At 65.8% G+C, this 22,701-nt stretch carries 20 protein-coding genes; 2 read left to right on the top strand and 18 right to left on the bottom strand.

All coding sequences use genetic code 11. From position 1 onward, the window contains the following. Window positions 1–25: 25 nt before the first annotated feature. A complete protein-coding gene (locus Q7C30_RS12190; protein WP_039579771.1) occupies window positions 26–337 on the bottom strand; it encodes a YqfO family protein in 312 nt (103 codons plus the stop codon). Then, a complete protein-coding gene (gene purL, locus Q7C30_RS12195) occupies window positions 338–4,237 on the bottom strand; it encodes a phosphoribosylformylglycinamidine synthase (RefSeq protein ID WP_317871637.1) in 3,900 nt (1,299 codons plus the stop codon). Window positions 4,238–4,547: 310 nt separating this feature from the next. Between purL and mltF the strand changes: the two genes are divergently transcribed. Beyond that, window positions 4,548–6,005: a membrane-bound lytic murein transglycosylase MltF gene (mltF, locus tag Q7C30_RS12200; RefSeq protein ID WP_317871638.1), complete on the top strand. Its 1,458-nt coding sequence runs from the start codon at window positions 4,548–4,550 to the stop codon at window positions 6,003–6,005. A 12-nt stretch (window positions 6,006–6,017) separates the two neighbouring features. Here mltF and Q7C30_RS12205 read toward each other — a convergent pair whose 3' ends face one another. Genes Q7C30_RS12205 through Q7C30_RS12260 form a run of 12 tightly spaced genes read right to left on the bottom strand, consistent with a single transcriptional unit; the run spans window position 6,018 to window position 16,632 of the window. Beyond that, the gene (locus Q7C30_RS12205) at window positions 6,018–6,677 is read right to left on the bottom strand and encodes a hypothetical protein (RefSeq protein WP_317871639.1); all 660 of its coding nucleotides are present in this window, start codon (window positions 6,675–6,677) and stop codon (window positions 6,018–6,020) included. Then, window positions 6,674–7,060: a type II secretion system protein GspM gene (gspM, locus tag Q7C30_RS12210; RefSeq protein ID WP_317871640.1), complete on the bottom strand. Its 387-nt coding sequence runs from the start codon at window positions 7,058–7,060 to the stop codon at window positions 6,674–6,676. Before gspM ends, Q7C30_RS12205 begins: the two co-directional genes overlap by 4 nt. Then, window positions 7,057–8,121 (bottom strand): type II secretion system protein GspL, encoded by a 1,065-nt coding sequence (locus Q7C30_RS12215; protein WP_317871641.1) that lies wholly within the window; start codon window positions 8,119–8,121, stop codon window positions 7,057–7,059. The genes gspM and Q7C30_RS12215 overlap by 4 nt, the downstream gene beginning before the upstream one ends. Further along, window positions 8,118–8,708, bottom strand: coding sequence for a prepilin-type N-terminal cleavage/methylation domain-containing protein (locus tag Q7C30_RS12220; protein WP_317871642.1), 591 nt, complete (start codon window positions 8,706–8,708; stop codon window positions 8,118–8,120). Before Q7C30_RS12220 ends, Q7C30_RS12215 begins: the two co-directional genes overlap by 4 nt. After that, the gene (locus Q7C30_RS12225; RefSeq protein WP_029613812.1) at window positions 8,705–9,073 is read right to left on the bottom strand and encodes a type II secretion system protein; all 369 of its coding nucleotides are present in this window, start codon (window positions 9,071–9,073) and stop codon (window positions 8,705–8,707) included. The genes Q7C30_RS12220 and Q7C30_RS12225 overlap by 4 nt, the downstream gene beginning before the upstream one ends. Then, complete coding sequence (gspH, locus tag Q7C30_RS12230; RefSeq protein WP_317871643.1) at window positions 9,070–9,507, bottom strand: type II secretion system minor pseudopilin GspH; 438 nt, start codon at window positions 9,505–9,507, stop codon at window positions 9,070–9,072. Before gspH ends, Q7C30_RS12225 begins: the two co-directional genes overlap by 4 nt. 1 nt (window position 9,508) lies before the next feature. Beyond that, window positions 9,509–9,943, bottom strand: coding sequence for a type II secretion system major pseudopilin GspG (gspG, locus tag Q7C30_RS12235; protein WP_317871644.1), 435 nt, complete (start codon window positions 9,941–9,943; stop codon window positions 9,509–9,511). Between the two features lie 14 nt (window positions 9,944–9,957). Continuing rightward, window positions 9,958–11,160, bottom strand: a complete 1,203-nt coding sequence (gene gspF, locus Q7C30_RS12240; RefSeq protein ID WP_317871645.1) for a type II secretion system inner membrane protein GspF — start codon at window positions 11,158–11,160, stop codon at window positions 9,958–9,960. Between the two features lie 2 nt (window positions 11,161–11,162). Then, on the bottom strand, window positions 11,163–12,572 hold the full coding sequence (locus Q7C30_RS12245; protein ID WP_295485956.1) for an ATPase, T2SS/T4P/T4SS family: 1,410 nt from the start codon (window positions 12,570–12,572) through the stop codon (window positions 11,163–11,165). A gap of 38 nt (window positions 12,573–12,610) precedes the next feature. Then, window positions 12,611–14,566, bottom strand: coding sequence for a type II secretion system secretin GspD (gspD, locus tag Q7C30_RS12250; protein ID WP_317871646.1), 1,956 nt, complete (start codon window positions 14,564–14,566; stop codon window positions 12,611–12,613). 3 nt (window positions 14,567–14,569) lie between these two features. Next, window positions 14,570–14,995 carry a pilus assembly protein PilZ gene (locus Q7C30_RS12255; protein WP_317871647.1) on the bottom strand — a complete coding sequence of 142 codons (426 nt, stop codon included), beginning with the start codon at window positions 14,993–14,995 and terminating at the stop codon, window positions 14,570–14,572. After that, window positions 14,992–16,632, bottom strand: coding sequence for a lipoprotein UxpA (locus Q7C30_RS12260; protein WP_317871648.1), 1,641 nt, complete (start codon window positions 16,630–16,632; stop codon window positions 14,992–14,994). The genes Q7C30_RS12255 and Q7C30_RS12260 overlap by 4 nt, the downstream gene beginning before the upstream one ends. A 224-nt stretch (window positions 16,633–16,856) precedes the next feature. On the opposite strand from Q7C30_RS12260, the gene Q7C30_RS12265 reads away from it, so the two are divergent. After that, on the top strand, window positions 16,857–18,920 hold the full coding sequence (locus Q7C30_RS12265; protein ID WP_304483770.1) for a PhoX family phosphatase: 2,064 nt from the start codon (window positions 16,857–16,859) through the stop codon (window positions 18,918–18,920). A 166-nt stretch (window positions 18,921–19,086) separates the two neighbouring features. Here Q7C30_RS12265 and groL read toward each other — a convergent pair whose 3' ends face one another. From groL to Q7C30_RS12285, 4 genes are all read right to left on the bottom strand, one after another. Continuing rightward, on the bottom strand, window positions 19,087–20,730 hold the full coding sequence (groL, locus tag Q7C30_RS12270; protein WP_029614824.1) for a chaperonin GroEL: 1,644 nt from the start codon (window positions 20,728–20,730) through the stop codon (window positions 19,087–19,089). Between the two features lie 48 nt (window positions 20,731–20,778). Continuing rightward, window positions 20,779–21,072, bottom strand: a complete 294-nt coding sequence (locus tag Q7C30_RS12275) for a co-chaperone GroES (protein ID WP_029614823.1) — start codon at window positions 21,070–21,072, stop codon at window positions 20,779–20,781. Between the two features lie 264 nt (window positions 21,073–21,336). Further along, a complete protein-coding gene (locus Q7C30_RS12280; RefSeq protein WP_029614822.1) occupies window positions 21,337–21,798 on the bottom strand; it encodes an FxsA family protein in 462 nt (153 codons plus the stop codon). Window positions 21,799–21,864: 66 nt separating this feature from the next. Next, entirely contained in the window at window positions 21,865–22,596 is a 732-nt protein-coding gene (locus Q7C30_RS12285; RefSeq protein ID WP_039579798.1) for a DUF2470 domain-containing protein, read from the bottom strand. Between the last annotated feature and the right edge of the window lie 105 nt (window positions 22,597–22,701).

The raw sequence follows: 22,701 nt of genomic DNA on the forward strand, positions 1-22,701 counted from the left end.
AGTATCAAGGCTTTTCAGACAGAGCCTAGTAGTCGGCCAGCGGCCAGACCTCGTACGCCGGCGTCTGGTAAGGATGGCTGTGCTTCAGTGCGGCGACCACCTGAGCGACATGCTCATCGGCCACCACCAACTCGACCTTCCACTCCTCCACCGCCTCGACCTGACCGGCTCGCCCGATGAACGGCTGGCTGCCATCCAGCGGGCGAAACTGGCCCTGGCCCAGGGTTTGCCAGGCGCAGTGGTCATAGTCGCCGATACGCCCGCCACCGGCAGCGAACACAGCGGCCTTGACCACCTCGACATGGCTGGCAGGCACGAAAAAGGCCAGCTTGAACACTCAGTTCACCCACACCCGCGCGTTGCGGAACATGCGCATCAGCGCGGCATCTTCCTGCCACTCGTCCGGGCGCCAGGAGTTCTGCACGGCACGGAACATCCGCTCAGGGTGCGGCATCATGATGGTCACGCGGCCGTCGCGGCTGGTCAGGCCGGTGATACCCCGGGGCGATCCGTTCGGGTTCGCCGGGTATTGCTCGGTCACCTTGCCGTGGTTGTCGACGTAGCGCAGGGCCACGCAACCGGACACGTCGGCTTCCAACAGTGCCTCTTCGCTGGCGAACTCGGCATGGCCCTCGCCGTGGGCGATGGCGATCGGCATGCGCGAACCGGCCATGCCCTGCAGGAAGATCGAGTTGGACTTCTGCACCTCGACCATGGCCACCCGCGCTTCGAACTGCTCCGAGCGGTTACGCACGAAGTGCGGCCAGTACTCGGTGCCGGGAATCAGCTCATGCAGGTTGGACATCATCTGGCAGCCGTTGCACACGCCCAGGGCGAAGCTGTCGGTGCGCTCGAAGAACGCCTGGAAGGCGTCGCGGGCGCGGCTGTTGAACAGCGCCGACTTGGCCCAGCCTTCACCGGCACCGAGTACGTCGCCATAGGAGAAGCCGCCACAGGCGACCAAGCCCTTGAACGCCTCGAAGTCGACGCGACCGGCGAGGATGTCGCTCATGTGCACGTCGATGGCCGCGAACCCGGCGCGGTCGAAGGCCGCCGCCATCTCGACCTGACCGTTGACGCCCTGCTCGCGCAGGATCGCCACTTGCGGACGCACGCCCTTCTTGATGTACGGGGCGGCGACATCCTCGTTGACGTCATAGCCCACCTTGACCGACAGCCCGGGGTTGTCTTCCTCGAGCAGCGCGTCGAATTCCTGGTCGGCGCACTCGGCGTTGTCGCGCAGGCGCTGGACCTGGTAGCTGGTCTCGGCCCACTGGCGCTGCAGCAGGCGACGGTCGTCGTCGAACAGCACTTCGCCATTGAGGCTGATGGACACCTGGCCATTGTTGACCGGCTTGCCGATCACCGCCACGCACTGCTCGCCGATGCCGGCAGCGCTGAACTGGGCCAGCACATCCGGGGTGGCGTCCTGGCGTACCTGGATGACGGCACCGAGTTCTTCGTTGAACAGGATGGCGGCGACGTCGCTACGGCTGTCGGTCAGCGGATCGAGGTGCAGGTCGAGGCCGCAGTGGCCGGCGAAGGCCATTTCCAGCACGGTGACCAGCAGTCCGCCGTCGGAACGGTCGTGGTAGGCCAGCAGGTGGCCGTCCTCATTCAGGCCCTGGATCACCGCGAAGAACGCCTTGAGGTCTTCGGCGTCGTCCAGGTCCGGTGCCTGGGCTCCGAGCTTGCCGAAGGTCTGCGCCAGGATCGAGGCGCCCATGCGGTTCTTGCCACGGCCCAGGTCGATCAGGATCAGGTCGGTCTCGCCCTTGTCCATGCGCAACTGCGGGGTCTGGGTCTTGCGGATGTCGGTCACCGGGGCGAAGCCGGTGATGATCAGCGACAGGGGCGACGTCACGCTCTTGTCGACGCCTTCATCGGTCCACTGGGTCTTCATCGACATCGAGTCTTTACCGACCGGAATGGTGATGCCCAGTTCCGGGCACAGCTCCATGCCGACGGCCTTGACGGTGTCGTACAGGCGGGCGTCTTCGCCGGGATGGCCGGCCGCGGACATCCAGTTGGCCGACAGCTTGATGTCGGACAGCTTGTCGATACGCGAAGCGGCCAGGTTGGTGACCGTCTCGCCGATGGCCATGCGCCCGGACGCCGGGGCATCGAGCAGGGCCAGCGGGGTGCGCTCGCCCATGGCCATGGCTTCGCCGGTGTAGACGTCGAAGCTGGTGGCGGTGACCGCGCAGTCGGCCACCGGCACCTGCCATGGCCCGACCATCTGGTCGCGGGCCACGAGCCCGGTGATGGTGCGGTCGCCGATGGTGATCAGGAAGCTCTTGCTGGCCACCGCCGGGTGGTGCAGGACGCGCTCGACGGCGTTGTCCAGGTCCAGCTCGCTAGGGTCGAAATCATCGCCCAGTTCGGCTTCGCGGGTGACCGAACGGTGCATGCGCGGCGGCTTGCCCAGCAGCACGTCGAGCGGCATGTCCACCGGGGTGTTGTCGAAATGGCTGTCGGTGACGGTCAGGTGCGGCTCGGCGGTGGCTTCGCCGACCACGGCGAACGGGCAGCGCTCGCGCTCGCAGATGGCCTGGAAGCGCTCGAAGTCTTCGGCGCTGACCGCCAGCACGTAGCGTTCCTGGGATTCGTTGCTCCAGATTTCGTGCGGGGCCATGCCCGGCTCGTCGTTGGGCACGTTGCGCAGCTCGAAACGACCACCACGGCCGCCGTCGTTGACCAGTTCGGGGAAGGCGTTGGAGATGCCGCCGGCGCCCACGTCATGGATGAAGGCGATGGGGTTGGCGTCGCCCAACTGCCAGCAGCGGTCGATGACCTCCTGGCAGCGCCGCTCCATTTCCGGGTTTTCCCGCTGCACGGAGGCGAAGTCCAGATCGGCCGAGCTGGCGCCGGTGGCCACCGACGAGGCAGCGCCGCCGCCCAGGCCGATGAGCATGGCTGGGCCACCGAGCACGATCAGCTTGGCGCCGACGGTGATCTCGCCTTTTTGCACGTGGTCTTCGCGGATGTTGCCCATGCCGCCGGCGAGCATGATCGGCTTGTGGTAACCGCGCACCTCTTCACCGTGGTGAGTATTGACGGCCTGCTCGAAGGTCCGGAAGTAGCCGGTCAGCGCCGGACGACCGAATTCGTTGTTGAACGCCGCGCCGCCCAGCGGACCCTCGACCATGATGTCGAGGGCATCGACGATGCGCTCCGGCTTGCCGTAGGCCTGCTCCCACGGCTGCTCGAAGCCGGGGATACGCAGGTTGGACACGGTGAAGCCGGTGAGACCGGCCTTGGGCTTGGCGCCACGGCCGGTGGCGCCTTCGTCGCGAATCTCGCCGCCGGAACCGGTGGAGGCGCCGGAGAACGGGGCGATGGCGGTCGGGTGGTTGTGCGTCTCGACCTTCATCAGGATGTGCACCGGCTCCTTCACCGCGCCGTACTGGCGGGTTTCAGGGTTCGGGAAGAAGCGGCCGGCGACGCTGCCGACGATGACCGAGGCGTTGTCCTTGTAGGCCGACAGCACGCCTTCGCTGTGCATCTGGTAGGTGTTCTTGATCATGCCGAACAGGCTCTTTTCCTGAGCCTGGCCGTCGATGTCCCAACTGGCGTTGAAGATCTTGTGACGGCAGTGTTCGGAGTTGGCCTGGGCGAACATCATCAGTTCGATGTCGTTCGGGTTGCGCTTGAGGCCTTGGAAGGCGTTGACCAGGTAATCGATCTCGTCTTCGGCCAGGGCCAGGCCCAGCGCGACGTTGGCTTTGGCCAGGGCGTCGCGACCGCCAGCGAGGATGTCCACCGAGGTCATGGGCTTGGGCTGGGCATGGCTGAACAGGTCGGCGGCCTGCTCCAGTTGGCCGAGCACGCGCTGGGTCATGCGGTCGTGCAGTTCAGCCGCGACACACGCGGCATCGGCCTCGCTGAGGTTCCCGGCGACGTAGTAGGCGATGCCGCGCTCCAGGCGCTGGATCGACTGCAGGCCGCAGTTGTGGGCGATGTCGCTGGCTTTGGAGGCCCAGGGCGAAATGGTGCCCAGGCGCGGCACGACCAGGAACAGGCGGCCGTTGGGCTCCTGTACCGGTACGCTCGGACCGTACTTGAGAAGACGCCCCAGCACCTGCTGCTGGTCGACGGTCAACTCGCCGTCAACGTCGGCGAAGTGGGCGAATTCGGCATACAAACCAGAAACAGCGGGGACTTTCTGGCTCAGTTGCTCGAGTAATTTACCGTGGCGAAAGGCAGAAAGGGCAGGAGCGCCGCGCAGGATCAACATCGTCGGGACAGCCTCAGGAAGGGGTGTACTTGGAGGCCGTGCATTCTAGCCTAAATGAATGGCTTTCGGCACCCGCTGTACGCCATGCCGGCCGGGCGGTTGAACCGGACTTTCGGGTCAGAAAAGCAGCTGCAAGCTACAAGCTATAAGCGGCAAGAAAGAGCGAATTGTGCCGCGCCCGCTTTTCTTGCAGCTTGCCGCTTACCGCTTGTAGCTTGCCCCTTGCTGCTTGCAGCTCACAAGCTGCTATCAGACTCCCTGGTCGTTGTCGAGATATGGCGCCAGCAGTGCTTTGCGTATACTGCACCCCATGTTCGCCCACACTGCTTTGCGCCAGCGTTGCGCCAGATGGCTTTTCGCAACCGGACTCTTCCTGATGCTCGGTGCCTGTGTTGAAAAACCCAGCACTCTCGAGCGTGTGAAGGAGGACGGTGTGCTGCGCGTGGTCACTCGCAACAGCCCGGCCACCTACTTCCAGGACCGCAACGGCGAAACCGGCTTCGAGTACGAATTGGTCAAGCGTTTCGCCGACGATCTCGGCGTGAAGCTGGAGATCGAGACCGCCGATAACCTCGATGACCTCTTCGCCCAGCTCGGCAAGCCGGCCGGCCCGGTGCTGGCCGCCGCCGGGCTGGTCAGCGGTGCGCAGCGCCAGACCCAGGCCAAGTTCTCCCATCCGTACCTGCAAGTCACCCCTCAGGTCATCTACCGCAACGGCCGCTCGCGTCCCACCGAACCCAAGGATCTGGTAGGCAAGAAGATCATGGTGCTCAAGGGCAGCAGCCATGCCGAACAACTGGCCGAGCTGAAAAAACAGTATCCGACGCTGGAATACGAAGAATCTGACGCGGTCGAGGTGGTGGACCTGCTGCGCATGGTCGACGAGGGCCAGATCGACCTCACCCTGGTCGATTCCAACGAGCTGGCGATGAACCAGGTGTACTTCTCCAACGTGCGCGTGGCCTTCGACCTGGGCGACGCTCGCGACCAGCGCTGGGCGGTGGCGGCCGGCGAGGACAATAGCCTGCTCAACCAGATCAACGACTTCATCGACAAGGCGCAGAAGAACGGCACCCTGCAACGCCTGAAGGACCGTTACTACGGCCATGTCGACGTGCTCGGCTATGTGGGCGCCTACACCTTCGCCCAGCACCTGCAGCAACGCCTGCCCAAGTACGAAAAGCACTTCAAGAGCTACGCCAAGACCGAGCAGGTCGACTGGCGCCTGCTGGCAGCGATCGGCTATCAGGAATCGATGTGGCAGCCGGAGGTCACCTCCAAGACCGGCGTGCGCGGCCTGATGATGCTGACCCAGCGCACCGCCCAGGCGATGGGCGTGTCCAACCGGCTCGACCCACGGCAGAGCATCATGGGCGGCGCCAAGTACTTCATGCTGATCAAGGAGCAACTCGACGACAGCATCGCCGAGCCGGATCGGACCTGGTTCGCGCTGGCCGCCTACAACGTCGGCACCGGTCACCTGGAAGACGCCCGCACCCTGGCCAAGCGCGAAGGGCTGAACCCGAACAAGTGGCTGGACGTCAAGAAGATGCTGCCGCGCCTGTCGCAGAAGCAGTGGTACAGCAAGACCAAGTACGGTTATGCCCGCGGCGGTGAACCGGTGCACTTCGTGGCCAACATCCGCCGCTATTACGACATCCTCACCTGGGTGACCCAACCGCAGCTCGAAGGCCAGGTCGCCGAGGGCAACCTGCATGTACCGGGCGTGAACAAGGACAAGCCGGCCGAACAGTCGCCGCCGATGTAACCCGCGCCCGCGCTACCAGCGCCACTGCCGCTCGCCACTGCTGGCCTCAGGCCCCAGCCATTGGGCGCCACGCAGCAAGGGTGTCAGCGCCGCCTGGGGCTGCACCGCGAAAGTCAGCCGACCCCGCCGAGCCCCCAGGAAAGCCTCCAGATCGATCCGGTGCTGCCCCGCCAGCGCCAGCGCCCCCTGCACCCGCCAGTCGTCGTCGCACTGCAACTGTAACCAACCCTCCCCCAACGCCATCGACCAAGGCGCGACCAGGGCCAGCGACTGCGTCTGCAGCCGTCCTGCCGCGTGTTGGCAGCGGCGCCAGGCACCGTCGATGTCCAGCCGTCCTTGCCAATGACCGGCCAATCGATAGTCCGCCGCAACGCTCGCCGTAGCACCCAGCGCCGCCAACTGCGCGTGCCAACGCCAGGGCCAGCCGGCGATCTGCACCTGCCAATCCTGACCTTGATACCCCAGGCGCATCTGCGCCCGCAGTCGCCACGGCTGAACCTGCCACTTCAGCGGACCGGCATCGCCCACTTGCGCAGCCTCTCCATGCCACAGGCTGCCGCTCACGCCCTGGGCCGGTAGCCCAGCCATCGCCGCCAGCCAGCGAGCAGGCCACTCGGCCACCAGCGTCAGCGCAAAAACCAACAGCGGCCACAGCAGCACGCGCGCCTTCATGGCCGTAACCGCAGGTCGAAGCGCAAGCGTTTGCCGTCCTGCTCCAGCCCCCACTGCAACGGCTGCACACCTTCGGCCTGCAAGGCCTGCAGCCAGGCCAGCAACGGCTGCGCGTCGTCGACGTTACCGCGCACTCGCCAGTCGCCGTCCTGCGGTTCGATCTCGCAAAGGCTGATGGCGCGGCTCTCGGCCGATTGGCGCAACGCGTCCAGGCCCATGGGCGGACCGTGTTGCAGGCGCACGGCAGACTCGGCCAATGCGCGCCATTGGCGCAGCTCGGCCCAGCGGGCCAGGCCCTCGCGCACCAGCAGCACACCGACCAGCAGGCCAATCAGCAGCCAGGCAAACAGCAGGCGTTGACCACGGGTGAAGGTGAGACTCATGCGCGGCTCCCCAAATCGAATATCACCGCCGGGCTTTGCACCTGAACGGTGGCACCGACCGCAGCGGCCATGTCCTGCCACGGCGGCGCCGCGCCCTCGCCCTCCAGTTGCACGGACCAGCGCTGGCCATCGAAGCGCACGGCGCGCAAGCGCCAGTGCGGATGAGCAAGCAGCCAAACGTTGACCTGCTCTTGCAGCACCTGCAGACGGCGCAGGCGCAAGGCCGCGTCATCATCATCCTGCTGCAGGGTTCTGAGCCGCTGCGCGGCCTGGCGCGGCGAGGCTTGCGCGCCGGTCACGGCCAGCACCTGTTGACGAAAGACCTCGGCCTGACGCCACTGCTGACCCAGCCACAGTCCGCCCCAGACCACGGCAAGCGCCGCACAGGCGATCAGCGTACGGCGCTGCAACGGCGTCGATTGCAGCGACCGGCGCGCTCGACGCAGTGGCCGCAGGCTCGGCAAACGCTCCAGATCCGCCCAGTGCGGTGGCCAGTCGCCTGTGAAGCGCAAAACCCCGTCATCGTCCCAAGGCACGTCGCCCAGCGCCTGCGGCCAGGCCAGCCACTGCTCGCGACCCTCCTGGGAGATCCGCGCGCATAGGTCCTGCGTGCCCTGCTGCCAATGCCAGCCCTGCCCTGGCCGTGGCGCCGACGGCAGTTGAAATTCAGCCCAGCAGCGCTCGACCTGCAAGCCCCAGGCCGCGCACTGCGACAGCCATTCATCGAGCCGATGGCGAGCGGTCACCACCAGACGCAGTTGCCCCGCCGTCCGGCCGATGCACGCACAGTCAACGGCGTCCAAGTCCTGCACCAGGCGATCCTCCAGCAGCAGCGGCCATTCTTCACGCTTGAGCCCAGGCGGCGCCGCCAACTGGAAATGACTGCACGCCTCACCCGGCACCACCAGGGCTACCCGGGCACCGGGGATCTGCGGCGCACGCCCCTGCCCCTCGACGCGTCCTTCACCAGGTTCCTGCAATCGCCAGCGCCAGCCGTGCTCGCCGGGACACAGCAACAACCAGGGACGCGGCGCTGCCCGCCAGCGGCGTTTAACCTTCATGAGCGCCCCCAGGGCAGAACGAATGTGCAGACATACGGTGCTCCGTCACGTTGCAGATGCAGGCGCACGCCTCGTCCGGGGTGCGTCGGCTGATCAGCCGGCCAGGTCAGCCAACTGCCGGCCTGGAAGTACAGGATGTTCATTTCGCTGACCCGCTCCAGGTGCTCGCGCAGCACCCACAAAGGGCGCTCGGCGGCGTACAGGTCGGCGGAGGTTTCCACCAGCAGACGTTGCGCCTTGTCGTCGAAACGCAGGCGCTGGCGCTGCAACCGCGAGCCGCCCTCGGCCTGTGGCCAGGCGGCCGCAGCGACCCACAGCAACTGCTGGTTCTGGGCCTGCCAGTCGAGCCAGCGCGTGGCCAGCGGCAAGCGCTGCTCGTACAACTGACGCAGTACCGGGCTGTCGAAACGGCGCTCCAGCGCCAGGCAGAACTCCAGCACATCGCTGTCATCGGACTGTCCGGCCAGGCGCTCGCGCACGCTGAGCCAGCCCTGCACAAGGGCGGCCAGCAGCAAGCCGAGGACCACCGTCAAGGCCAGCGCCACCATCAGCTCGATCAGGGTCAACCCCGCCTGGCGCCGCTTCATGGACGCTCCAGGAACAGCGTGTATTGCCCCAACGGCAGACGCTGGTCGCGGTCGGCGAACAACCGTAATTCGCCACGACGCAGGTCGCGCACACCCGTGCTGCGCAGTTGCAGGTGCCAATGGCACACCTGCCCGCCCTGCTGCAGTTGGCCACTGCCGACATCGCTCGACGGCCAATACTGTTCCACGCTGAACCGCGCCAGCAGCTCGCGGGCGCACAGTGCGCCGAGCCGATGCTGCTGCACGCCTGCCTGCACCGCCAGGCGCTGACGCAGCACCTGGCTGGTCATCACCGCCAGTACCGCCGCAATGCCCAGCGCGACGCACACCTCCAGCAACGTGAATCCCCGCTGCCGCGCTTTCATGGAAGCGCCACCACCTGCAAACGCCCGTCCCGGGCCCAACTCCAGCGCTGCGCGCCTTCGGGCCAGCGCCACTGCAACGTGCCGGGCCGAGCCCAGCCGTCAGGGGTGAACACCAGTTGCGGCGCCTCGGCGGCCAGCCAGTCCGGGCGTAACTGCGCGGGCCACTCGCCCAACGCCACCGGTTCCACTCTCCAGCCATTGCCATCATGGCGAACGAACTCCGGGCGTTTGCCGCTCCAGCGCAAGCCGCGCAACTGCCCACCGTGGCGGGCCAGGCCAGACTGCTCGCGCACCGCCGCCGCCAAACGCTGCAAGGCCTGCTCGGCGGCCGAATGACCGTTGTCGAGCCAGACCACGCTCAGCCCGCTCATCAGCCCGGCAATGGCCAGCACCACCAGCAGTTCGAGCAGGCTGAAGCCGCGTTGGCCCGGCATCTCAGAGCGCCCAGTTGCCCAGGTCGGCGTCCATCCCTTCGCCCCCGGCCGCGCCATCGGCGCCGAGCGAATAGACATCGACCCGGCCATGCTCACCGGGCATGCGGTACTGATAAGGCGTGCCCCAAGGGTCTTCAGGCAGACGGCGAATGTAGCCATCGCTGCGCCAGGCGCGGGGCAGCGGTTCCTGGGTCGGCTTCTTCACCAGCGCAGCCAACCCCTGCTCGGTGCTGGGAAAGCGCAGGTTATCCAGACGGTACATGTCCAAGGCCTGTTCCAACGTGGCCAGGTCGGCCATGACTTTCTGGCGCATGGCCTTGTCCTGGTTGCCCAGCACGCTGGGCGCGACCACGGCGATGAGCAGGCCGATGATGAAGATCACCACCATGATTTCCATCAGGGTGAAACCGCGCTGGCGCTTGGCGCGTGGGGGCATGAGGGGACTCCTTTTCACAGTTGCAGACCCTGGTTGAGCTGCATGATCGGCAACAGCACCGCCAGCACGATGAACAGCACCACGCCGCCCATCACCAGGATCATCAGGGGTTCGAAGAGCGCCATGGCGGTGTCCACCTGGCGCGCGAAACCGCGCTCCTGGTCGTCGGCCACGCGCTCGAGCATGTCGGACAGGGTGCCGCTGGCCTCACCGCTGCCGACCATGTTCACCAGCAGCGGCGGGAACTGGCCGCAGGCATCGAGCGCCCGGTGCAGGCTGGTGCCGCCCTGCACCTGCAGGCGCACCTGCTCCAGGGCCAGGCGGATGCGCTGGTTGGCCACCGTGTCGCTGGCCACCTGCAAGGCTTCGAGCAGCGCCACGCCGCTGCCGCAGAGAATCGCCAGACTGCGCGCCAGGCGCGCGCTTTCCAGCACCTGCAACAACGCGCCGATCCGCGGCAGACGCAGCAACCACTGGTCACGACGCAGGCGCCAGTGCGGCTTGCGCAGCAGCCAAGCGCCCAGTACGGTCGACGCCATTGCCGCGCCCAGCAGCCAGGGGCCGGCGCTGACCAGCCCCTGGCTGAGGCCAATCAGCAGCGAGGTGATCAACGGCAAGGCTTGCCCGGAGTGGGCGAACTGCTCGGTCAACTTGGGGACGACGAATGTCATCAGGCCGACCACCACGGCCAGCGACACGCCCATCAGCACGCAGGGGTAGATCAGCGCAGTGCGGGCCTTGTGCTGCTGGCGCTGGACCTGCTCGAGATGATCGGCCAGGCGCGTCAGCACCTGGGCCAGGCGCCCGGAGCGCTCGCCGGCCTCGACCAGGGCACAGTACAAGCCGCTGAACGGTGCGCCCTGCCGGGCCAGGCTACGGGCCAGGCCGAGGCCTTCGGCGAGGGCGCCGCGCACCGCCACCAGCACCGCCTGCAACGCCGGGGCACGCAGTTGCCGTTCGAGGGTGGCCAGGGCGTCGACCAGCGCGATGCCCGCGCCGGTCAGCGTGGCCAACTGCCGGGTCAGCTCGCACAGTTGGGCACGGGTCAGGCGCTGACGACGCGGTTGCAGCGCTGCGCCTTGATGACGCTGCAACGACCGCGCGAACAGACCCTGGTCGCGCAGCAACTGCCGGGCATGGCGTTCGCTGTCGGCCTGCACGCTGGCCTTGTGGGTCTTGCCCGCCATGTCCACGGCCTGGTAGCGATAGGTCGGCATGCTCAGCCCTGCACCACGCGCAGCACTTCGGCCAGGCTGGTGTCGCCGCGCGCCAGGCAGTCGCTGGCCATGGCCACCAGGCTCTGGCGCCGGGAGGCCAGGTAGTGCTGCATCGCGACTTCGCTGGCGCCTTCGTACAGCAGCGCGACCAGTCCTGCATCCAGCTCGATGAATTCGTACAGCCCCAGGCGGCCGACATAACCACTGCCCTGGCACGACGCGCAGCCCACCGGATGATGGGTGCTGTGCAACGCCGCCAACTCCGGCCACAGGCGTTGCTCGGCCGGCTGTAGCGGTCGGGCCTCGGCACACGAACACAGCCGCCGAACCAGACGCTGGGCCAGCACGCCGCGCAGGCTGGAGGCGATCAGGAAAGGTTCCACGCCCATGTCGCGCAGCCGCGTCACCGCGCCGACGGCGCTGTTGGTGTGCAGGGTCGAAAGCACGAGGTGCCCGGTGAGGCTGGCCTGCACCGCGATCTGTGCGGTCTCCTGGTCGCGAATCTCGCCCAGCATGATCACGTCCGGGTCCTGGCGCAGGATCGCGCGCAGGCCGCTGGCGAAGGTCAATCCGGCGCGTGGGTTGATGGCCGTCTGGCCAATGCCGGCGATGGCGTACTCCACCGGGTCTTCGACGGTGAGGATGTTGCGGCTGCCGTCATTGAGGCTGTTGAGGCTGGCGTACAGCGTGGTGGTCTTGCCCGACCCGGTCGGCCCGGTGGACAGCACGATGCCATTGGGCCGCGCCAGGCAGGTGCGCAGCCCGTGCAGGGCAGCCGCCGGCATGCCCAGGTTGTCCAGCGCCAGCAGGCTGGCCTGCTTGTCGAGCACGCGCATCACCACGCGTTCGCCATGGATGCCCGGCAGCGTCGACACCCGCACATCCACCTCGCGACCGGCCGCACGCAGGCTGATCCGCCCGTCCTGGGGCTGGCGCTTCTCGGCGATGTCCAGGCGCGCCATCACCTTGATCCGCGACACCAGCATCGCCGACAGCGCACGCGGTGGGCGCAACACTTCGCGCAGATGGCCGTCGACCCGCAGACGCACCACCAGGGTCTGTTCGAAGGTCTCGATATGAATGTCCGATGCACGCAGACGCAGGGCCTGGCCGAACAGGCCGTTGATCAGGCGAATCACTGGCGCCTCGTCGTCGCTTTCCAGCAAATCCTCGATGCGCGGCATTTCGCTCATCAGGCCGTCGAGGTCGACCTGTTCGCCGATGCCTTCGATCAACGCCGCGGTGGCCGAGTCGCCGGCCTGGTACAACTGGCCGAGACGCTCGTCGAACGCCGCGCGGTCCAGGTGCTGTACAGCGCTGGGCTGGCCGTGCACGCGCAGCAGTTCCTGTACCTGGTCGCTGTCGGCATCCTCGCGCAGCCAGAGCTGCCAGCCTGGCTCGTCGCTCGCCATCGCCACGCCGCTGTGCCGCGCTACGCGGTAGGCCAGCCTCACCAGTTGCCGCCTTCCAGGCGCGCGCGGCTGGCGGGAAAGGCCTGCAACAGACCACCGCCCTCGGCCAGTTCGGGCATCTGCAGCGGCGTGTCGCGTTGCAGGCTGCGGTACTTCTCCTGGCTCAGGCCGGCGAGGCTCGGCCCGTCGCGCAGGATGCGCGGGCGGATGAACACCATCAGGTTCTGCTTGACGTTGCGCCGGCTGTCGGAGCGAAACAGCCGGCCCACGCCTGGAATGTCGCCGAGCACTGGCACGCGTTGGTCGCTGGCAGTGGATTCGTCGCTGATCAGGCCGCCGAGGATCACCAGGCCATTGTCGTCGACCATGACCTTGGTCCTGATCTCGCGCTTGTTGGTGATCACATCGCTGGCAGCGCTGGAATCGGCGAGGGACGACACCTCCTGGACGATGTCCAGGCGCACGCTGTTGTCGCTGTTGATCTGCGGCTTGATGCGCAGCTTCACCCCCACTTCCTTGCGCTCGATGGTCTGGTAAGGGTTGGCGTTATTCTGGGTCACGGACCCGGTGACGAACGGCACTTCCTGGCCCACCAGGATCGACGCCTCGGCGTTGTCCAGGGTCAGCAGGGTCGGGGTGGACAGCAGGTTGAACCCGGTCTTGCCCTTGAGCGCGTTGATCAGCATGGCGAAGTTGAAGCCACCACCGAAGTGGCCGATACCGGCCGTCGCGCCGGTGGTGGCCGACAGCAGCTTGCCCAGTCCCTGGTTGTCTCCGGCGGCAGCCGCTCCAGCGATATTGGCGATGTTCACCCCATTGCTGCCGAAGTTGACGATACCTGCGCCGAACTTCTGGTCGGCGAACAGCCATTGCACCCCCAGCTCCTGGGCACTGCTGTCGGAGATCTCGGCGATGATCGCCTCGACCACCACTTGGGCACGGCGAATGTCCAACTGCTCGACGATGTTGCGGTAAGCGGCCAGCTCGCTGTCCGGGCCGACCATGACCACGGCGTTGGCGCCTTCTTCATATTCCAGGCGAACCCCTGCATCGCTGGTCGTGCGCACGGCCGCCTGCTTGCCCTCGCCCACCGCCGCCTCGGGCACTGCGCCGTCCTGACCGAGGCCGCGCAGCACTTTCACCACCTCGCCCGCATTGGCATGGCGCAGGTAGATCACCTGGGTATTGCTGCTGCGCAGGTTGTCGCCGGGCCGGTCGAGTTGGCCGAGCAAGGCGCGCACGCGCTCGCGGCTGTCGGCGCTGCCGCGCACCAGCAGGGCATTGCTGCGTGGATCGGCCACCACCTGGGCGCTGTCGGCCCCCTGCTCGCGGGCCAGCAGACGGGTGAGCAGCGGCGCGGTGTCGGTGGCGCTGGCGTGCTGCAAGGGCATGACCTGCAACGGCTCGTCGCTGACCTGGTCGAGCTGACGCAGCAATTTATCGATACGCTCCAGGTTGCTGCGCCAGTCGGTCACCACCAGCAGGTTGGCCGCCGGATACGGCGTGATCACGCCCACGCGCGGGTCGATCAGCGGCTTGAGGATGCCGAGCATCTGCTCGCTGGCGGCGTTGCGCACATTGAATACCCGTGTGGCCACACCGTCACTGTTCTTGCCCTGTTTACCGGCATGCTCCACCGGCACCGGTTCCAGTCGCGCCGCTTGGTCGGGGACGATCTTCACGCTGCCGTTGGGCAGGTCGACGGCAGCGAAGCCCTGGGCCCGCAGTTGCGCCAGGAAGATATCGTAGATGGCCTCGGCATCGTGCCGGTCCACGGTGCGCACCGTGACCTTGCCGGTGACCCGTGGATCGACGATGAAGGTGGTGCCGGTGATGCGCGAGACGCTGTCGATGAACTCGCCCATGTCGGTGTCGACGAAGTTCACCTCGTACTGCGGCACGCCGTCATCGTCCACCTCCGGCGCCTCGGCCCACACCGAAGCACACCACAGGCCCAGGCTCAGCACGCTGGCCACACAGCATCTTGCGATCATCGCTCACCCTTGCCGCTTGAAGCCGGTCACGGCAGGCCGTGGCGGCCAGGGCAGGCGCTCACGCCGCCCCTGGTTGTCGAAAATCAGGCCATCGGCGTCGATGGCCTGCAACACGATCCCCGGCGCCAGGCGCTGGCCACGACCGAGGGTGCGCACCTGCTGACCGAAGCGCAGCACCACCACGCTGGCCGACAGTGGCTCGGCCTTGAGCCCACCCAGATACTGCAACGGCAGGCGCGTCAGCGGGATACCCCCCTGCTCCGCCGGCGCGTGCCAGTGGCCGACAAGCAGGCCCGGCAGTTCGCTGGGTGACTGGCGCGCGGCAGTCACAGGCTGCGGCTCGCGGCTCAGTTGCAACAGGCACTGGGCCGCGAGCCAACCGGCGAGGGTCAGCAGCACGACGCTGCTCAGTCGCGGGCGTAGGCTCACGCGACGTCCTGACGGGGGTGCCAGCCCGGGTGGCCCTGGACATAGCGCATCTGCGGCAACTGCAGCGGTGCCAACTGCCAGTCCGGCGTCTGCCGCGCCAGCCAGGCCTCGACCTTCTGCCACAGCGGCTCGCCGGCCTGGGCGTCGAAATGCAGGCCGAAGGTGCGGCACAGGCCCTGTACCGTCGTCAGCCCGGCGATGCGTTTGCCCGAAGGGCTGTAGCTGACCTGCCAGGCCTGCCCCTGCCAACGCGGCAGATCCTGGCTGTTGTCCAAGAGCAGCGGGTCGCCGAACAACTGCTCGGCGGCGTTTTCCAGCACCTGTTCCACCTGGCGCGCCGGTGCCTCGACCACGGGCGCCGGGTAACCTCCGGTGAGACTGATCAGGTGCTCGCGGGTGATCGCCTGGCCGGCGCCCAGGGGATAGTCGTAACGCAAGCCGGGCAACAGCACCGGCATGCTCGAATCGTCGGCCAGGGCCTGGTGCAGCAGGCGGTCCCAACTGCCACCACGGGTGTCGCGCCGCCACAGGGCTTGAGGCGCGCGGGCCAGCGGCTGGTCGAGCCAGGCGGCGTGCCCGGCGCGCTGTTGTTCGAGCGCGGCGCGTAACTGATGGGCCCGGGTCTGGGCGGCAGCATTCAACTGGTTGAAGAAGGTGGGGATGAAGCGGGCGTCGAAGCGCCACTCGCCGGCTTGCTGCCGGCATTGCAGGCGATAGACGCCGCTGGCGCGACACCCGGCGAACAGCACGGGTACCTGACGGCCGGACGCTTGCGTCACCTTCACCGGGGCGGGCCACAGGTCCTGGCCACGGGCGCAGAGCATCACGTCGATCTGACCGATCCGTTCGGCCAGCCACAGACCTGGGCCGGTGCCGACATCGGCCAGCGCAATCACCAGATCCGCCTCGCGCCGGGCCTGCTCGAAGCTGGGCAGCAGCGATTGATACCACTGTTTGAGCGAGGCTTTCTGATCCTGGGCGTAGGGATCCGTCACGCCGACCACGGCGATCCGTGCGCCGCCGCGCTGGAAGATCCGCAGCGGCTCCAGGCCCAGTGCGCTAGCCTGCTCGGCCGCGAGGCCGGCACCTAGGGTCACGGCCGAGGATTGTCGATACAGCGCCGCGCAGCGTTGAGGCCACAGCACGCGTTCATCGCTGCTCACCCGCACGTCGCTGGCCAGCAGGCGACTGCCCTGCACGCCGCTTTCGCCCTGAGTGAGGTAGGCCAGGCCGCTGCCGTTCCAGCCCTGGCCGTTTTCCAGGGTCAGGCAGCGCTCGTCGCCGGCTTCGCGGCGCAGTTGCTCCAGCAACGCGGCAAGCACCGCATAACCGCCCGTTGGGGTCTGACCGGCTCTATCGGCGTCGAGCAACGGCGCCAGTTCGGCATGACCGCTGCTGGCCTGGCGACCGGTCATCCACGGTGCGCGGCCCAGATGGCTGACCGGTCCCAGGCGGGTCGCCGGCACCACCGGCAGACTTGGCTCGCGGGCATCGAGGGTATCGGCAACGTACAACAGCTCCACCGAAGCCTCACGGCTGCGCGCTTCAGGGAATGCCGAGCAGGCGCCGAGCAAAGGCGCCAAGGCCCCGACACCCATCCACCCCATGACTTCGCGCCTGCCCATACTGCTTGCCATCGACACCGTCATCCTCGACCCACTTCATGTTGGGCCACGGATATTGGGCAGGCTGCGTGACAGTTTGATGGCAGACATCGGACACGCCTGGCGAAAAGGTTAGACAAATCTTGTTACTAATAGCGCCAGGTTTTAAGCGGTCATTAACATTTCTGCCAATGAATCATCACACTTGCCGCCTAGAGTCGCGGTTCCCTCTGTTCAACCACTACAAGGAACCCCTGATGAGTCGAGAAAGCGGCGACAACCTGGACCGGAACCCCAGCAGCAACCTGCCGATGGCCAGCGTGATGGATGCCTACCTCAGCCGTCGCACGGTGATGCGCGGCAGCCTCGGTGCGGCCATCGCGATGATCGCAGGAACCGGCCTGACCGCCTGCTTCGACGGGGGTGGCGGCAGCTCCCACCATGACGCGCCGACCACTCCGCCGCCGACCACCGAACCCCCGGCCAAGCTCAAGCTGGGCTTCCAGTCGATCGCCGGCTCGCGCACCGACGCCTGCGTGGTCGCCGCTGGCTACAGCGCTTATGTGATCGCGCCGTGGGGCACCCCGCTCAACAGCAATGGCAACCCGTGGAAGTCCGACGGCAGCAACACCTCGACCGACCAGGCCAATGCCATGGGCATGAACCATGACGGCATGCACTTTTTCCCCATCAATGGCAGCTCCGACGACGGTCTGCTGGCGATCAACTTCGAGTACATCGAAACCGACGCCTTGCACCCGAACGGTCCGACCGTGGATGCCGCAGGCAAGCGGCCGGTGGAGGAAGTGCGCAAGGAGATCAACGCCCATGGCGCCGGCGTGGTGCGCTTGAGCAAAGTCAACGGGCGCTGGCAGGTGGTGCAGAACGACCCGCTCAACCGGCGCTTCACCACCGCCTCGCTGATGGATATCGCCGGGCCGATGCGCGGCACCGATCACGTCAAGACCAAGTTCTCGCCGACCGGCACCCAGGCCCGCGGCACCAACAACAACTGCGGCAACGGCTACACCCCGTGGGGCACTTACCTGACCTGCGAGGAGAACTGGCCGGGCATTTTCGTCAACAAGGCCACGCGTCCGGCCGATCAGGTGCGCATCGGCGTCAGCGCCACGCGGGGCCAGTACCGCTGGGAAACCGCTGCGGGCGATGCCAGTGAAGTGCAGGACGAATTCACCCGTTTCGATGTCACCCCGACTGGCGCCAGCGCCACCGACGACTACCGCAACGAAGCCAGCACCTATGGCTATATCGTCGAGATCGACCCCTACAACAGCGCCACGCTAGCGGTGAAGCGCACCGCCTTGGGCCGCTTCCGCCACGAGGGCTGCTGCCCGGGACTGCCGGTGGCCGGTAAGCCGCTGGTGTGGTACACCGGCGACGACTCGAACAACGAGTACCTGTACAAGTTCGTCTCCGAGGCGGTCTGGGATCCGGCGGACGCCAAGCCCGCCGACCGCCTGGCCACCGGTGCCAAGTACCTGGACAAGGGCAAGCTCTACGTGGCGCGCTTCAATGCCGACGGTTCGGGTGTCTGGCTGCTGCTGGACGTGGCCACGCCAACCATCGCTGGCAGCACCTTGGGCGCGCAGTTCGGCGACCTGCCGGGCATCATCCTCAATACCCGTGGCGCAGCGGACGCGGTGGGCGCAACGCCCATGGACCGTCCGGAATGGACTGCGGTCAACCCGCTCAATGGCGACGCCTACCTGACCTTGACCAACAACAGCGCGCGTACTGCGGCCAAGGTCGATGCGGCCAACCCGCGCGGGCCGAACCGTCATGGGCACATCATTCGCTGGCACGACAGCGACGATCACCAGCGTTTCACCTGGGATATCTTCGTGTTCGGCGCCAATGCGGGCGGGGCACCTGAGATCAACCGGTCCGGGCTGACCGAACTGAACCAGTTCGCCAGTCCCGACGGCATGAGCTTCGATAGCCGGGGGGTGTTGTGGTTCGAGACCGATAACGGTGAGAGCAGTGTCACCAGTTACACCAACGATCAACTGCTGGCGGTGATTCCGACTGACCTGGTCGATGCGGCCGGTAAGCAGGTGCCGGTCAATGCGCAGAACCAGGTGGACTTGCGGCGGTTCTTCGTTGGGCCCAATGGGTGTGAGGTGACGGGGATTACCTTTACGCCGGATAACAAGACGTTGTTCATCAATATTCAGCATCCGGGGAATTGGCCTTATACCGATAAGGCGACCGATGTGACGCCGGCGGGGGGGAAGGTTCGGCCGCGGGCCTCTACGGTGGTGATTCAGCGGGATGATGGGGGGGTGATTGGGACGGCTTGAGGTTTCTGAGGTTTTGGGTTTTTTGGGGTGATTATCCGTTGGCTTTGGTGGGGTTTAGTCACCGGATATTCACCCAAAACCACCTCCCAGAAATCCCTCAACCAGAGAAAACGAAAAAGCCCCACACAAGGCGGGGCTCTTCGTTTACAGCAAGGTGGGGAGGACCTTACATCATGCCGCCCATACCACCCATGCCACCCATATCCGGCATGCCACCACCGGCCGGCTTGTCTTCCGGCAGATCAGCAACCATCGCCTCGGTAGTGATCATCAGACCACCGATCGAAGCAGCCGCTTGCAGGGCCGAACGAGTCACCTTGGCAGGATCCAGAATACCCATCTCGATCATGTCGCCGTACTCGCCAGTCGCAGCGTTGTAGCCGTAGTTACCCGAACCCTGCTTGACCTTGTCGGCCACCACGCTCGGCTCGTCACCGGCGTTGGCGGTGATCTGACGCAGCGGTGCTTCGACAGCGCGACGCAGCAGTGCGATACCAACGTTCTGGTCTTCGTTGTCACCTTTCAGGTCGGCGATCGCAGCCAGGGCGCGAACCAGGGCAACACCGCCGCCAGGCACCACGCCTTCTTCGACGGCAGCACGGGTAGCGTGCAGGGCGTCTTCGACACGGGCCTTCTTCTCTTTCATTTCGACTTCGGTGCCAGCACCGACCTTGATCACGGCAACACCGCCGGCCAGCTTGGCCAGACGCTCTTGCAGCTTCTCACGGTCGTAGTCGGACGAGGTCTCTTCGATCTGCGCACGGATTTGCTTGACGCGTGCTTCGATGTCGCCGTCTACACCCGCACCGTCGATGATGGTGGTGTTTTCCTTGGACAGGATCACGCGCTTGGCGTTACCCAGGTGCTCCAGGGTAGCGGTTTCCAGCGACAGGCCGATTTCTTCGGAGATGACCTGGCCACCAGTCAGGACAGCGATGTCCTGCAGCATGGCCTTGCGACGGTCGCCGAAGCCTGGGGCCTTGACCGCAGCGACCTTGACGATGCCGCGCATGTTGTTGACCACCAGGGTAGCCAGTGCTTCGCCTTCGACGTCTTCGGCGACGATCAGCAGCGGACGACCCGCTTTGGCCACGGCTTCCAGAACCGGCAGCAGTTCACGGATGTTCGAGATCTTCTTGTCGACCAGCAGCAGCAGCGGGCTGTCCAGCTCGGCGACCATGGTGTCAGGCTTGTTGACGAAGTACGGCGACAGGTAGCCACGGTCGAACTGCATGCCTTCGACGACGGACAGTTCGTTTTCCAGACCCGAACCTTCCTCGACAGTGATCACGCCTTCCTTGCCGACTTTTTCCATGGCTTCGGCGATGATTTCACCGATGGAGTTGTCGGAGTTGGCGGAGATGGTGCCGACCTGAGCGATGGCCTTGGAATCGGCGCACGGCTTGGACAGGTTCTTCAGCTCGGCGACGACGGCGGAAGTGGCCTTGTCGATACCGCGCTTGAGGTCCATCGGGTTCATGCCGGCAGCGACAGCCTTCAGGCCTTCGTTGACGATGGCCTGGGCCAGAACGGTGGCGGTGGTGGTGCCGTCACCGGCCGCATCGTTGGCCTTGGAAGCGACTTCCTTGACCAGTTGCGCGCCCATGTTCTCGAAGGCGTCTTTCAGTTCGATTTCCTTGGCGACCGAAACACCGTCTTTGGTGATGGTCGGCGCGCCGAAGCTCTTGGCCAGGACCACGTTGCGGCCTTTCGGGCCGAGAGTCGCTTTTACCGCGTCAGCCAGAACGTTGACACCAACGAGCATTTTCTTGCGAGCGGAATCGCCGAATTTTACGTCTTTAGCAGCCATGATCGTTTAATCCTTGGAATTCTGTGGAGTAACGGGAAGTCGGGGAAATCAGCCTTCGATGACGGCCAGGATTTCGTTCTCGGCCATGACCAGCAGGTCTTCGCCATCGACTTTCACGGTGTTGCTGCCCGAGTACGGGCCGAAAACCACTTTGTCACCCACTTTCACGGCCAGCGCGCGCACTTCGCCGTTATCCAGGACACGACCGGTGCCAACGGCGACGACTTCGCCACGGTTGGGTTTTTCAGCGGCCGAACCTGGCAGGACGATACCGCCAGCGGTTTTCGATTCTTCTTCGCTGCGACGGATGACGACGCGGTCATGCAGAGGACGAAGCTTCATTGTCGATCTCTCCTAATGTGTGGTTTTCATCGGCCGGTGTGACACCGGCGGGTTGAGCTATCCGGCGTTGCCGGTGGGGGCCCGCACCGGGCGAGCCCCGCATGTCATGTCTGGTGTCGCCACCAGAAACCTTGCGGTGACCACTACATGAGGTCGCGCAGTTCGATTACAAGGGTGAAGCTGGAAATTTTTTTCTCCCAGCCGCCTATAAATGAACAAGCCCGCGCCACCGAAATGGCACGGGCTTGATAGACAGGGGCCTGGTTACTGATCGCGGCGCTCGTACTCGCCCTCGATGACATTGGGGCGATGACCGCCATCACGCGGCTGCCCATGCAGCGGGTCATCCTGGAACGCACGCTGGCGGGTGGCCTGGGCCTCGGCACGCTGGCGCAGTTTGCGCGCCGCCAGATGGCGAGTGAAGGGCAGCAAGCACAGCAGACCCAGCACGTCGCTGATGAAACCCGGCAGCAGCAGCAAGCCACCACCGACCGCCAGCATCATGCCCTGGAACATGTCTTCGGCAGGCAACTCGCCACGCTGCAGGCTCTCACGGGCACGTAGCGCCGTGGCCAGGCCCGCGATGCGCATCACCAGCAGCCCCAGGGCCGAGCCGGCAACGATCAGCAGCAAGGCTGGGAAGAAGCCAATCGCGGCGCTGACTTTGACGAAGACGAACAACTCCAGCACCGGAAAAATCAGGAACAGCAATAGAAAAGCACGCATCAAGGATTCCTCGACGGAAGTGAACCTTCCAGTAAGACCATCAGATGGATGCCGATGCTGCGGATTTCAACCCCGATTCATTTCGTAAACCGGCCAGCGGTCAGCACGCGCCAGCAAAACCAAGGCTTCGCGTACTTGTGTCGGGGTATTGCAAATGCTGGGAAACGCCAGCCAATGGACCGCATGGCCGATGCGCAGGTGCAGCCCTTCGCTGTCGATGCCGACCAGTTCGGCAGGCACACGGCGCGGCAGGCCACAGAGCTCGACATAATGCGCGATGGCGCTGGCATGGTCGCTGTTCATGTGCGCAATCATGCTGGCCTCGACCGCGCCCGCGAAGGGGTTGGCCAGGGTCACCTGATCGAGCCAGTGAATGGCGCCAAAGCCGCCGATGTAGCGGTGACGCACCGGCTCCAGCACCCAGAAATCGAAGTCGTGGGCCTTGTGGTAGTCGCTGGCATCGGGGAAGTAGCGGTAGTAGCGGTCGGCAGCAGCCTCGATGGCTGCCGACTCGACCAGCTTGCGCGCCTCGGCCATCACCGTCAGGCGCCCCACGGCCTGCACATCCTCGGCCTCGCGCTCGCCCACCAGCAACGAGCACTTGGGGTCTTGCTGCAGGTTATGGGTGTGCTGGGCAATGCGGCTGATCAAGAGCAGCGGCCGCCCTTGCTCATCAAGGCAATAAGGCACCACCGAACCGAAGGGAAAGCCGGGCATGGACTTGGACAGGGTCGACAGCACGCCGCGGTATTCCTTGAGCAGCAGCTCCCGAGCGGGTCGAATGGCGTGGGTACTCACAGCGGGTCTCCTTGGCGGTCAGCTACGGGAAGCAGCTGCAAGCTATTAGCTACAAGCGGCAAGAAAAAGCAAGCGTGGGACGTGCCTCGGCGGCCCCCCACCACT

Origin of the sequence: Pseudomonas sp. RAC1, from assembly GCF_030658255.1 — a bacterium.
GTDB classification, from domain to species: Bacteria; Pseudomonadota; Gammaproteobacteria; order Pseudomonadales; family Pseudomonadaceae; genus Aquipseudomonas; species Aquipseudomonas boreofloridensis.

Excerpts from the sequence above, each read along its gene's own strand:
- purL (WP_317871637.1), bottom strand. The coding sequence starts at position 4,237 with ATGTTGATCCTGCGCGGCGCTCCTGCCCTTTCTGCCTTTCGCCACGGT.
- mltF (WP_317871638.1), top strand. The coding sequence starts at position 4,548 with ATGTTCGCCCACACTGCTTTGCGCCAGCGTTGCGCCAGATGGCTTTTC.
- Q7C30_RS12205 (WP_317871639.1), bottom strand. The coding sequence starts at position 6,677 with ATGAAGGCGCGCGTGCTGCTGTGGCCGCTGTTGGTTTTTGCGCTGACG.
- gspM (WP_317871640.1), bottom strand. The coding sequence starts at position 7,060 with ATGAGTCTCACCTTCACCCGTGGTCAACGCCTGCTGTTTGCCTGGCTG.
- Q7C30_RS12215 (WP_317871641.1), bottom strand. The coding sequence starts at position 8,121 with ATGAAGGTTAAACGCCGCTGGCGGGCAGCGCCGCGTCCCTGGTTGTTG.
- Q7C30_RS12220 (WP_317871642.1), bottom strand. The coding sequence starts at position 8,708 with ATGAAGCGGCGCCAGGCGGGGTTGACCCTGATCGAGCTGATGGTGGCG.
- Q7C30_RS12225 (WP_029613812.1), bottom strand. The coding sequence starts at position 9,073 with ATGAAAGCGCGGCAGCGGGGATTCACGTTGCTGGAGGTGTGCGTCGCG.
- gspH (WP_317871643.1), bottom strand. The coding sequence starts at position 9,507 with ATGCCGGGCCAACGCGGCTTCAGCCTGCTCGAACTGCTGGTGGTGCTG.
- gspG (WP_317871644.1), bottom strand. The coding sequence starts at position 9,943 with ATGCCCCCACGCGCCAAGCGCCAGCGCGGTTTCACCCTGATGGAAATC.
- gspF (WP_317871645.1), bottom strand. The coding sequence starts at position 11,160 with ATGCCGACCTATCGCTACCAGGCCGTGGACATGGCGGGCAAGACCCAC.
- Q7C30_RS12245 (WP_295485956.1), bottom strand. The coding sequence starts at position 12,572 with ATGGCGAGCGACGAGCCAGGCTGGCAGCTCTGGCTGCGCGAGGATGCC.
- gspD (WP_317871646.1), bottom strand. The coding sequence starts at position 14,566 with ATGATCGCAAGATGCTGTGTGGCCAGCGTGCTGAGCCTGGGCCTGTGG.
- Q7C30_RS12260 (WP_317871648.1), bottom strand. The coding sequence starts at position 16,632 with ATGGCAAGCAGTATGGGCAGGCGCGAAGTCATGGGGTGGATGGGTGTC.
- Q7C30_RS12265 (WP_304483770.1), top strand. The coding sequence starts at position 16,857 with ATGAGTCGAGAAAGCGGCGACAACCTGGACCGGAACCCCAGCAGCAAC.
- groL (WP_029614824.1), bottom strand. The coding sequence starts at position 20,730 with ATGGCTGCTAAAGACGTAAAATTCGGCGATTCCGCTCGCAAGAAAATG.
- Q7C30_RS12275 (WP_029614823.1), bottom strand. The coding sequence starts at position 21,072 with ATGAAGCTTCGTCCTCTGCATGACCGCGTCGTCATCCGTCGCAGCGAA.
- Q7C30_RS12280 (WP_029614822.1), bottom strand. The coding sequence starts at position 21,798 with ATGCGTGCTTTTCTATTGCTGTTCCTGATTTTTCCGGTGCTGGAGTTG.